7 protein-coding genes, 1 tRNA gene, 2 rRNA genes and 1 pseudogene (1 of these 11 only partly in view) are annotated in these 11,356 nt (G+C 60.6%); 8 read left to right on the forward strand and 3 right to left on the reverse strand.

Features of this window, described 5'->3' with window-relative positions:
* Positions 1-86 precede the first annotated feature (86 nt).
* The 8 genes and pseudogenes from CAER_RS0112440 to CAER_RS30515 all read left to right on the forward strand — a co-directional run.
* Positions 87-2,300 (forward strand): C1 family peptidase, encoded by a 2,214-nt coding sequence (locus CAER_RS0112440; RefSeq protein ID WP_027235663.1) that lies wholly within the window; start codon positions 87-89, stop codon positions 2,298-2,300.
* A gap of 4 nt (positions 2,301-2,304) precedes the next feature.
* Positions 2,305-5,700, forward strand: a complete 3,396-nt coding sequence (locus CAER_RS30345; RefSeq protein ID WP_051357776.1) for a D-Ala-D-Ala carboxypeptidase family metallohydrolase — start codon at positions 2,305-2,307, stop codon at positions 5,698-5,700.
* Between the two features lie 234 nt (positions 5,701-5,934).
* On the forward strand, positions 5,935-7,245 hold the full coding sequence (locus CAER_RS0112455; protein WP_161631087.1) for a tyrosine-type recombinase/integrase: 1,311 nt from the start codon (positions 5,935-5,937) through the stop codon (positions 7,243-7,245).
* Positions 7,242-7,436 carry an Arm DNA-binding domain-containing protein gene (locus tag CAER_RS30065; RefSeq protein ID WP_027235665.1) on the forward strand — a complete coding sequence of 65 codons (195 nt, stop codon included), beginning with the start codon at positions 7,242-7,244 and terminating at the stop codon, positions 7,434-7,436. Before CAER_RS0112455 ends, CAER_RS30065 begins: the two co-directional genes overlap by 4 nt.
* A gap of 4 nt (positions 7,437-7,440) precedes the next feature.
* A complete protein-coding gene (locus tag CAER_RS0112465; protein ID WP_027235666.1) occupies positions 7,441-8,235 on the forward strand; it encodes a tyrosine-type recombinase/integrase in 795 nt (264 codons plus the stop codon).
* Positions 8,236-8,244: 9 nt separating this feature from the next.
* Positions 8,245-8,394, forward strand: coding sequence for a hypothetical protein (locus CAER_RS30350; protein WP_154667772.1), 150 nt, complete (start codon positions 8,245-8,247; stop codon positions 8,392-8,394).
* Positions 8,395-8,784: 390 nt separating this feature from the next.
* The gene (locus tag CAER_RS30510; RefSeq protein ID WP_245597360.1) at positions 8,785-8,958 is read left to right on the forward strand and encodes a hypothetical protein; all 174 of its coding nucleotides are present in this window, start codon (positions 8,785-8,787) and stop codon (positions 8,956-8,958) included.
* 58 nt (positions 8,959-9,016) lie between these two features.
* Positions 9,017-9,100 (forward strand): annotated as a pseudogene (locus CAER_RS30515) (IS66 family insertion sequence element accessory protein TnpB); the annotation flags it as partial.
* Between the two features lie 380 nt (positions 9,101-9,480).
* Here CAER_RS30515 and CAER_RS0112485 read toward each other — a convergent pair.
* From CAER_RS0112485 to CAER_RS0112495, 3 genes are all read right to left on the reverse strand, one after another.
* Positions 9,481-9,557 (reverse strand) — tRNA-Met (locus tag CAER_RS0112485).
* Positions 9,558-9,602: 45 nt separating this feature from the next.
* Positions 9,603-9,717: ribosomal RNA gene (gene rrf / locus CAER_RS0112490) — 5S ribosomal RNA — on the reverse strand.
* A 208-nt stretch (positions 9,718-9,925) separates the two neighbouring features.
* Positions 9,926-11,356, reverse strand: a 23S ribosomal RNA gene (locus tag CAER_RS0112495); it runs 1,397 nt beyond the window's last position.

The raw sequence follows: 11,356 nt of genomic DNA on the forward strand, positions 1-11,356 counted from the left end.
GAACGTGGATGTTGCCAACGCGGATCATCTTCTGTCCCTGCCCGTCACGGCGCTCGGTTGTTTCTAATCAGTACATGGAGGTTCAAATGCCCTTCGTAGTTCCCTCCGAGTTCATCGATAACCAGGGCGTACGCCAGGACTGGGTTGACCTGCGCGACCAGCCCTTTGTGCCCAGCCTGTCGGTTCTGCGCGATGCGGTCTCAATCGACAGGCGCCTGATGGAGCCTATCGGGGAGACCGCGTTCAGGCGGCCGATTTTCGGCGTGCGCCACCAGCAGTTGACCCAGCGATGCGTCGGTTACGCGCTTGCCGCGCTGATCGACATCCAGCGCAACCTGCAATGGCTCCGCCGTTCCGATATCTGCGAGGCACAATGGTCCAAGAAGAAGGCGAAGGCACGAACCGACATTGCCAGCGCCGACATGCTTTACCGCATGGCCTATTTTCACGACCGGTACCCGGAGATTGACAGCCAGCAGGGGGGGGAGGAAGGCATTCGCTCGCTTCGCTCCGCGGTTAAGGGGTTTTACCATCACGGCGCCTGCCTGGACTGGCCTGAAAGTTCGGCAACGGACGATCCTGGACGCTGGCAAAGCACTTGCTACTTCCTACGGAGCCCTGACAATGAGAGCTACTTCCCAACGGACGCGCAAGTCAAGAAAGCACAGGAAACCGGTTTGGGCGCATATTTCCGCCTCGCCTCGGTGCTCAATCACTACCATTCTGCGCTGAACGATGCCGAGGCGGTCCTGACCACCGCCAATGTCCATGACGGATGGCAAAACGTCACTCCCGACACTGGCGGTGTAATAAAATGGCCGCCGGAGAAGGGCCTGTCCGGCTGCCATGCAGTTGTTCTGACCGGGTATGACGATCAGGGCTTTCATGTCTTGAACTCCTGGGGAGAGGACTGGGGCGGATACAAGGGGCAGATGGGGATTGCCCTGTGGCAATATGCAGATTGGGCGCAGAATGTCGTGGACAGCTGGGTGCTTCGGCTCGGCGTTCCGGCCCCCCGGGCCTTTTCCGTCTCCACCGGAGAGAAAGGCGTCAAGGGAATTCATGCTGCCGCCCGGGCCGGTTCCACACCCTGCTCCTCCCTGGCTGGCCACTACATGCATCTCGATGACGGCTTCCACGTCTCCAACGGGTCCTATCCATCCTTCCATTCGGGGTGGAAGAGAACCCGCGCTCTGCTGGAGGAAAGGCTTGAACCGAAAACCAGATCGGGCCCAGCCGAAACGCTCTGCAAGGGTGTCCTGCTGTGGATTCCCGGAAGTGCCGAAGGCATCAAACCGGCATTTGACGCGGCGGTGCTTCGCAAAGACCGTATTGAGGCACTCGGGCTCTATCCCTACACGATTTTCTGGTGCAACAGCTTTGTCGAAACCTCGATGGACGTCCTTCGTTTCATCTTCGACGACGCCGAGACGCAAACCGGAAAAGGGGCCGAGCATCTTGATAGGCTGATCGAAACGCGTGTGCGGGGAATTGGCCGGGCGATCTGGCGCGAGGTGGAGACCTGCGCTGAGAAGGCCGTGCGCGGCCCGGCCGAGCACCCCGGCCCACGCGCCGCGATCCGGCCGCTTGGACTTGGCTATGTCTCCAGATTCCTTCGCGATCTGATGCAGTTGAAGGAAAGAACCGGCTGCCAGCTGCACCTTGTCGCCGAGGGCGCGGGGGTGATGGTCTTGGACGAGATCCTGGCAATGGTCGCCGAAGATGGAGATGGGATGTTCCCACACAGCAAACCGGCTGACCTGTTCGAAACACTGCACCTTGTGCATCCCGCCATCGGACTTCCCCGCGCCAAACATCGTCTGATCCCTTGTATTGAGGCGATGAACGGTGAGCTGAAGGGCAAAACTGTTCATGCCTCCAGCCCGGAAATATCCGGGATCACCCCGCTGATCGACACCGGAGCCGAGCCCCGCGCCCGCGTCTACATCCCCACACCCGGCCTGGAAGAGGCGCTGCACTTCGGCAGCTATGGGAAATCGCTGCTGCATCTGGTGTCGCGCAGCTTTGAAGACCGCCACTTCGAGCCGCAAGTGAAGGATGGCGCCCCCGTAACCCAAGGTCAGCCGCGCGAAGTATTTGGCATGAGCAGCCTGGCCGGCAGCGATGATTTCCCGCCGCAGTCTTCGATCTTCCGCCTCAACCGGGTCGAAAGCCCGGCTGGCACCGGCGGGAAAGTCGCGCAAACGGAGCTGATGCGGGATCCGGCCATCACGGATTTCATTTTCACCAAGATCCGCGAAATGGGGGAGATTTCGGGATCATCTAGCAATGAGGATTAAGATAATGGCAAAGATCACAGTTGAACAGCTACAGGCGAAGATGGCCGACCCAACCACAGACGAAAGCGAGCTGGCGCAGTACTTCACCGTCGATGAAGACGCCTCCGCCGCCTTCGCGCCAAGACTGAGACTGAACCCCGCAACGGTCCAGATCCCCCGCACCGCCGACGCGGAACAGCGTACGGCGGCGTTGATGAATTCGGCCAACTGGTTTGCCCGCTTGCGGCGGCAGGTCCGGTTCCAGAACGCGCTCGCGAAAGGGTATGACGGGCCGTTGATCGTCTCTGACGGCGACAGCTGGTTCCAGTACCCGCTGCTGCTGAAGGACACGATCGACCACCTGCTGGACCACTACGCGATCCTGTCGCTGGGCGCTGCCGGAGACCTGCTTAAGCGGATGGCGGACAAGCAGGAATACCTGCGCGCCCTGCGCGATACCGGGGCCGAAATACTGCTGCTGTCTGGCGGTGGCAACGATCTGGTCGCAGGCGGCGGCCTCGCCGCGCACCTTGAGGAGTTCCACCCCGATCTCATGCCCGAAGACTACCTACTGCCGTCGTTCCACGATCTGCTGGACGACGCACTGACCCACTACGAGCGCATGTTCACCCAGGTCCGCGATGCTTTCCCGCATGTCACGATCCTCTGCCACGGCTACGATTATCCCGTGCCCAACCGGGACCGCTGGCTGGGCAAACCGATGGAGCGCCGCGGCATTCGCGACCGGGGCCTGCAAAAATCCATCGCCGCCTGCATGATGGACCATTTCAACCGGCGCCTACGGCGGCTAGCCGCGTCGATGCCGCATGTCACCTACATCGACTGCCGCGGGGTCGTCGGCGATCATCGCTGGCATGACGGTCTGCACCCGACAGACGAGGGGTACGCCGATGTGGCGGCGAAATTCCAGCATGAGATCAGTGCGCTCTCCAACGCACGCAGCAGCCCGCCGATGGTCATCAGCGGTCCCTTTGGCACTGCCAATCAGCTATCCCGCGCGCTTGGCGCGCCGCCAGTCATCGCCGGTGGAAAAGCAACGGGCTACTCGCTACACGCAGGTTTGAACACGGTCGACCCCGATCACTACGACGGGTGGGATGGCCGGCTGATCGCCTGCGAGGCTGATGCAATTGCGATGGAAACACTGGCAGCAGCTGAAGGTTTCGCCCCTGCCCGTCTGCTGACATCAGACGCCACGCGGGCGAACGTCACCGAGGAAATCCGCCGCGCGGCGCGGGACCTCAAGGCCGGAGACATGTTCCTGATGACGGTCTCGGGCCATGGCGGACGCGTTCCCGACTTCAACCTGGACGAGGATCACGACGGCGACCAGAAGTTCGACGAGACCCTATGCCTCTATGACTTCCAATTGGCCGACGACGAGCTTTATATGCTGTGGTCGGAGTTTCGCGCCGGTGTGCGGGTGCTGGTGGTCGCCGATACATGTCATTCTGGCTCGATGATCAAGATGGGCGGGTTGCCGATGCCAACCGCTCTCTTCGGCAGACCCATCGCACCGCCGCCCGGTGCCCGCGCCATGCCGCTGCATATCGAAGACCGCGTCTGGCGCGCCAATGAGGCCGCATACCGCAGTGCCTCCGACAGCTACTCGGCGCTAAAGGAATGCGTTCTCACCAACCCTCTGTCCACGCCGGTCAAGGCATCGGTGCTGAACCTAGGTGCCTGCATGGACACGCAATTCGCCATGGACGGGCCGCAAAATGGCGCCTTTACCGGGGCCTTGCTGCAAGTCTGGGACAACGGGCGCTTCAAAGGCAACTACCACGATCTCCGCGCCGCCACCGAAGGCCAGATCGGCAGCCCAAGCCAAACCCCGCAGTTGTTCGACAAACTGGTGCGCGAGCCCGACTTCACCACGCACCGGCCATTCACCTTGCAACCGCGCGCCGGCCGCCCGGCAGCGCAGGGCAGCACGCCTCCGGTCCCGCACTCGGTGGAAGAGCAGATGAGCTCCGCCGAAGAAGAGGGCGACGGCGAGGAGCGCGACCAGATCAGCGCGGAAGAGGTCGAGGCGATCCTTTCCGCCAAGGCCCGCGGCGCAGGTTTCCGCGACAGCCAGGCGGCGCTCACCTGGTCCGGCTACGCGGAATTCGATGCCTTCATCTCCTCCCTCGGGCTGAAGCATTTCTCAACCGGCGAGTTTCTTGTCCTGGGCGGCGGCCACAATACCCCCGGCGGACCCTGCGCGGGCAAGAACACCTATCCGCCGCGCCATCTGTGGAGCAATATTGCCTCCACCGCGCGGGTGCTCGACCAACTGCGCGACCGGCTCGGTAAGCCTATCGCCATCACCAATGCCTATCGCGGTCCGGCCTATAATTCCTGCATCGGCGGCGCCGCTGGCAGCCAGCATATGCAGTTCACGGCGCTTGACTTTCAGGTCCGGGGCATGGCGGCACCAGGCGTGGCCCATGCACTGCGTTACCTGCGCGACAAGGAAGGCCTCTTCAAGGGCGGGATCGGCCGCTACAACAGCTTCACCCATGTCGATACGCGTGGCTACAACGCCACTTGGCCGAAAGCGTTCCGGGACAGCCCCCTGGCCTCGTCACCGCCACTGGGTCCGCCGGGCCCGGGCAGCCTGACCGAGCGCCTAGCGATGATCGGCGCCCTCGACCTGGCCCCAACGCGCAGCCGGCGCGCCGTCTCGGAGGCATCGGTCTTCTCCGAACCGGTCAATCGTTCCCATGACAGTTTCGACCCGTCCTCCGCGCTGGCAGCGCAGCAACAGGCTCTGTCCGCCGCTGTCAACGCGTCCAGCGTGATCTCCTTCGTGGATAACCTCACGCCGGGGCACAAGGAGGATGTGCTGTTGTCCACCCTATTCGCACAGCGCGCCGCGGACGCCAAGTCCGATCCGGTGGCGGAGCGTGAAGCCTGGTTCACGGAATACATGCGGGTCCTCGGCCTCCTGGGATGGGTGCGCGAAGAGGCACCGTTTACCGCCAGCGAAACGATGCAAGGCAGCGGCAGCTTCGAAAAGGTCATCCTGTCAACCCTAGCGCAGGTCGCCACGGCCAACCAGTTCGAGATCGTTAAGAGCGCCATCGGCGCGCTGCGCGGGCTGGCCGACGACGACGGCACAATCAAGCTGTTCGATTTCGAAACCTCGAAAACCAGCGGCAGCAACTTCCAGATCGGCACGGCCGAAGCTTCCGGCGACATCATCAACATCGCGCTCGGCGCCTTCAACTTCACCTACAGCGACAGCAAGAAGAACATCCTCTTCGTATCCTGGGGGGCAAAAGAACTGAAGTATTGGCTGGCGGCGCAGAATTTGTCACTGAGCCCAGCGGTCTACAACACCGTTCGTAAGCTGGTAGCTTCCCGCCTCTCGGAGGTCCGGAAAGCCGTTCTGGCCGATATTTCTCTGGTCTAGGCGCCTCTTGATCCCGGCCCAATTCGCACGTGCAGCGGGTGGGGCAGACACCTAGCGCGCTGCTTTATGTGTGGAACAAATCTGAGGCCTCCGGGCCGAAACCGGCGTTCCAAGGCACCCGGTAAGCCATTCAACCGACTGGCTTTCCCGCCTGCGGAACGGGCCGCGGCGGCGGTTTTCCTTCCTGAACTATGCTGCTTTCCCGCTTTTCCCGGCCGCTTCCCGGGAAACTGCGTGGAATTTTTTCTAAAGCAGAGAAGGAAGACAGCCATGCGTAAATCCGCTCTGAACACCGCCAATGCACGTCCCGCTTCCCACCGGTCAGAGACTGTTCATTGGGACACTGAGGTTCCCAAGCTGGGCCTCCGGCAGCGCGGTGCCACAAGCTCCTGGATCGTGCAGTGGCATGCCGATGGCAGGACCCGGAAGCAGACACTCGAGCGGGCCGACGCGATCCCCCTGCCCCAGGCCCGCGAGCTGGCTAGAACGCTGCTCGACGGCGTAACTGCGGGGGTAGCTCCGGACGCCGCCCCGACGGTGGCCGCCTTCAGCCGCCGCTATCTCAAGGATCTCGCCCCGAGCTGGAAACCGGCTACACAACGTGCCCACGCACATGACATTGAACACCTCATTATTCCTGAACTGGGCAGCAAGCGGCTTAATCAGGTGACACAGGCAGATTTGATTTCTTGGAAAGATGGTCTGCCCGGCAGTGCCGCCAGCGGCAACCGCGCACTCGCCGTTTTGTCTGGCATGATGCGCCACGCGGAACTGCTTGGTCTGCAGCCGCGCGGCAGCAACCCTTGCAAGGGGCTCAGGCGCCGCAAAACAAGTTTCACGGCCACTTACCTCTCCGAGGCACAGTGGGCGCGGCCGGGAACTGCTCTGCGGCGGCTGGAGGTAACCCACCCGCGTGAGGCGGGCTGCTTCCGCTTTCTCGCCCTCTCCGGCTGCCGCAAGGGGGAAGCGCTTGCGCTGCGGTGGGACATGATCGACGGGCCGCGTTGCGCTCTGCCAGATGCCAAGTCCGGACCGCGCGCGATCTGGCTCGGGCGTCCCGTAAAACAGGTTCTTGCCTCCTTTCCGCGCAACAACCTGTACGTGTTCGGCGAGGGCAAGGACCCAATGCCGGACCACCGGATTGACAGGGTCTGGCGCAAGCTCCGGAAAAGCGCAAAACTCAGCGGAGTCCGCCTGCATGATCTGCGCCATAGCTTTGCCTCAGTTGGCATCAACGCCGGGCTGGATCTGCGCGTGATCGGCGGGTTGCTGGGCCATTCCGATCTCGCAACCACCGAAGGCTATGCGCATTTGGAGGACCGCACCATCAAGGCTGCAAGCCAGCGGGTGGGCACGCATCTGGAAAAGATCGTCAAGGTTCCCGTTTCGGGCCGCGTCCGGGACAGTTCGATTTACCAGCGCTTCTGCAATTCACGGCTCTCCATCGGCGCCTTCTGCGATGAAAACGGGATCGACCCAGTCACGTTCCGCAAAGGGCTCCTGGCTTGGCGCTCGGTGAAACGGGGCCGGAGGGCGCGAGCATGAAAACCGTCACCCTCCTCACCCCGCTGATCTTGTCATCTCTCAAGGCGCGCAAGAAGGAATACGTGCTTCATGATGCCCAGTGCGACGGCCTGGCCCTGCGTGTCCAGCCCGGCAGCGCCAAGTCCTGGGTCCGCTGGCAGCGGGACGCGGGACGCGGGGAAAACCCGGCGTGTCACCTTGGGGAGCTTTGAGGACATGGAAATCTGCGAAGAACGCGAAGCCTTCCATGCGGAAAAAGGAACTGGGCAACGGCCCCCTGCCCCGGAGCAGCGCAACACACCCACCTTCTCGGCGCTCTGCGCCGCCTTCCTGGATGCCAAGCGCGGGGTCTATGCCAATTCCACGCTTTTTTCGCTGGACTGCTATCTGAATACGCAGCTTCTGCCCGCCTTTGGTCGGCGGAGAATTGCGCGGATCACAACGCCCGACATCGCCGAATGGTTCTATGCCTATTCCCGTTTGCGGCCGAGCGGGGCCAACCAGGCGCTTGGGCACTTTACGACAATTCTGTATTGGGGCCAGAAAGCAGGTCACCTTCCGGCGGGCTTGCCCAATCCGGCTGCGCCTTTGCGTTTCAACCGGCGGTTGGCGCGCGGTCGCATGCTGAGCAGCGACCAGCTCCGGCGGCTGGCGGCCGTGCTGTACTCCGCAACGGCCAGACAGCGGGACGCTGCGGACGCAATTTGGCTGATGCTGCTGACAGGCTGCCGCTCCGGTGAGATTCTGCGGTTGAGCTGGGATGAGGTCCAGAAAGACAAGCTTGTCCTCCGGCGCACCACGACGGGCCCTCGCGAGGTTAATCTCAGCGATGCCGCTATCCAGTACCTTAGCCGGCTGCGCAAACAGCGCCGGTCCAGCTACGTGTTCCTTGCTCAGCGTGCAAAAAAGCCACACCGCACGTCAGTCGATCATGCTTGGCAGACCTTCAAAAACCTGGCTGATTTGCCAGCAGAAATCCGGCTGCACGATCTCCGCCACACATACGCCTAGCATGCCATCATGTCCGGCGAAACCCTCCACATGACCGGCAAACTGCCCGGCCACATGTCTCCGGACAGCACCGAACGTTACGCACACTTTGACGCGGGCCATCTGGAAAAAGCCGCCGACAAAGTGTCTCGGAAAATTGAAGGATTACTGAGTGGTTAGAACGAAGAGCGGAAGCGCATTGAAAAACGAGCACCTCCGGTTTCTCTTCGAATTCGCATTCACGAATTGCCTGTAAGACCACGCAACTGCGTGAAAGGTTGCAGATATCAGAAATTTTCGCCAGACACCATAAATCAACGTAACTTTTCACACGGCCTCAATAAACAACGGACGCGATCCGTACCATCCTTTTAAGCGTCCGGTCTGCCCGCACTGACGGTCATCGTTAGTGATGGATAATGTCCATTAGCGAATAAGCGGACATTATCGAGGTTGGGGATGGCAAAGCGGCGCAGGCGTCGGAATTGGTCTGAAGACGAGAAGCGTATGGTTTGCGCACAGACGCGGGTGCCTGCCGTATCCGTTGCCCAAGTTGCACGGCGCTAAGATGTGAATGCGAACCAGGTCTTCAACTGGCTGAAGGAACCGCGGTTCGCGGCCGAGGCTGAAGAAGAACCCGTCACCCGCTTCCTGCCGGCGAAGTTCTGGAAGCTGAGCCTGCTTCTGCCCCGCCGGATGCCGGTGCGCAGATCGAGGTGGAGCTTGCCAGCGGCCACCGGCTGAAGGTTCTGGGCGGCTTTGATCCCGATGCGCTCGCCGCATTGATCCGAAAGCTTTCGGCGTGATCCCGGTTCCGGCAAACACAAAGGTCTGGCTGGCCGCCGGGGTCACAGATATGCGCAAGGGGTTTGACGGTTTGTCGGCCTTAATGATGCGCGGGACGGACGAGGCGAGCGGATCGCTTTTTAGCTGTGTCGATCTGGAGGAGCCCATCCCCGCGCGGCACCCGCTGCGGTCGCTGACAGCGTAGGGGACCGCAGCAGAAGGCGCTGAAGTTATGCTGGAAAACATGTTTGTGATCACCCTCAAGCTGTGGAGCTACGCTGCTCGTGCAGCGAAGCCGCGGCGTGTGTTTCAGCTCTGAATTCCCAAGTCGGGCTGACCTTAAGACGCGAATAGAGCCAGGACGGTGAGAACCAGGTGTGAACAGGCTGCTGCGCCTTGCGGCGGGTGCGCAAGGCGCGAACACGAAGAAGGCCCCGGACGGTTTATCCGAAGCCTTTGATATTTCTGAGGAATTAGTGTTGGTTGCGGGAGCAGGATTTGAACCTGCGACCTTCAGGTTATGAGCCTGACGAGCTACCTGGCTGCTCCATCCCGCGACAGGTGTTATTGACCGTTTAAGAGAGTTATTTGGATTTTACTAGGTTTGGCGGTGACCTACTCTCCCAGGGCTTGAGCCCAAGTACCATCGGCGCGACAGTGCTTAACTTCCGGGTTCGGGATGGGACCGGGTGTTTCACTTGTGCTGTGGCCACCAAACCGAGAAAAATCCAGATGCCTTCGGCAGGTGGATTTTTCTCGGTTAGCGGCAGGCAGCGTATTTGCAAAGCAAATGCGCGTTGCCGCACCTGAGTTACGTCACAGGACGTTTCCACAAGCGGAAGGCAATACAATCAACGTTTGTCCAAGTTTTTTGTTTTGGATGGTTTGCTTTATTTGGTTCGAGTAACACTGTCTGTTACTGGATCAAATCAAGCCTATCGGGCGATTAGTACCGGTCAGCTGAACGCATTGCTGCGCTTACACCTCCGGCCTATCGGCGTGGTGGTCTTCCACGGCCCTCAGGGATACCTTGTTTTGAGGGGGGCTTCCCGCTTAGATGCCTTCAGCGGTTATCCTGTCCGATCATAGCTACCCAGCACTGCTATTGGCATAACAACTGGTCCACCAGTGGATCGTTCACCCCGGTCCTCTCGTACTAGGGGCAACTCCTCTCAAGTATCCTGCACCCACGGCAGATAGGGACCGAACTGTCTCACGACGTTCTAAACCCAGCTCACGTACCTCTTTAAACGGCGAACAGCCGTACCCTTGGGACCTGCTCCAGCCCCAGGATGAGATGAGCCGACATCGAGGTGCCAAACACTGCCGTCGATATGGACTCTTGGGCAGTATCAGCCTGTTATCCCCGGCGTACCTTTTATCCGTTGAGCGATGGCCCTTCCACGCGGGACCACCGGATCACTATGGCCGACTTTCGTCTCTGCTCGACTTGTCAGTCTTGCAGTCAGGCTGGCTTCTGCCATTGCACTCAACGAGCGATTTCCGACCGCTCTGAGCCAACCTTCGCGCGCCTCCGTTACTCTTTAGGAGGCGACCGCCCCAGTCAAACTACCCGCCACGCAGGGTCCCGGATCCGGATAACGGACCGCGGTTAGACATCAAGAGTGCGAAGGGTGGTATCTCAAGGGAGGCTCCACCGGAACTTGCGTTCCGGCTTCGATGCCTACCACCTATCCTGCACATCACAATCCTGATGCCAGTGCGAAGCTGTAGTAAAGGTGCACGGGGTCTTTCCGTCTAACCGCGGGAAGCCTGCATCTTGACAGGCAATTCAATTTCGCTGAGTCGATGTTGGAGACAGCGGGGAAGTCGTTACGCCATTCGTGCAGGTCGGAACTTACCCGACAAGGAATTTCGCTACCTTAGGACCGTTATAGTTACGGCCGCCGTTTACCTGGGCTTCAATTCGGAGCTCTCACCCCTCCTTTTAACCTTCAGGCACCGGGCAGGCGTCAGACCCTATACGTCGCCTTGCGGCTTCGCAGAGCCCTGTGTTTTTAATAAACAGTCGCCACCCCCTGGTTTGTGCCCCCGGATCCAAGTTGCCTTGAACCCGGGCCTCCTTCTCGCGAACTTACGGAGGTATTTTGCCGAGTTCCTTCAACATCGTTCTCTCAAGCGCCTTGGTATTCTCTACCAGTCCACCTGTGTCGGTTTAGGGTACGGTCTGACGGAGGGCTATTTCCAGGGACTGATCAGCAGCCCAGTCAATCCGATAAGACTGAACTACCTTCACAATCCGTCACATCCTCCTGGCCTAGGAATATTAACCTAGTTCCCATCGCCTACGCCTTTCGGCCTCGGCTTAGGGGCCGGCTTACCCTGCTCAGATTAG

The sequence above is a fragment of the Leisingera caerulea DSM 24564 genome, from assembly GCF_000473325.1.
Taxonomy (GTDB): Bacteria; Pseudomonadota; Alphaproteobacteria; order Rhodobacterales; family Rhodobacteraceae; genus Leisingera; species Leisingera caerulea.

What these genes read in the sequence shown, in the direction of transcription:
- CAER_RS0112465 (WP_027235666.1), top strand. Translation starts at nt 7,441, where the DNA reads ATGGAAATCTGCGAAGAACGCGAAGCCTTCCATGCGGAAAAAGGAACT.
- CAER_RS30065 (WP_027235665.1), top strand. Translation starts at nt 7,242, where the DNA reads ATGAAAACCGTCACCCTCCTCACCCCGCTGATCTTGTCATCTCTCAAG.
- CAER_RS0112440 (WP_027235663.1), top strand. Translation starts at nt 87, where the DNA reads ATGCCCTTCGTAGTTCCCTCCGAGTTCATCGATAACCAGGGCGTACGC.
- CAER_RS30345 (WP_051357776.1), top strand. Translation starts at nt 2,305, where the DNA reads ATGGCAAAGATCACAGTTGAACAGCTACAGGCGAAGATGGCCGACCCA.
- CAER_RS30350 (WP_154667772.1), top strand. Translation starts at nt 8,245, where the DNA reads ATGTCCGGCGAAACCCTCCACATGACCGGCAAACTGCCCGGCCACATG.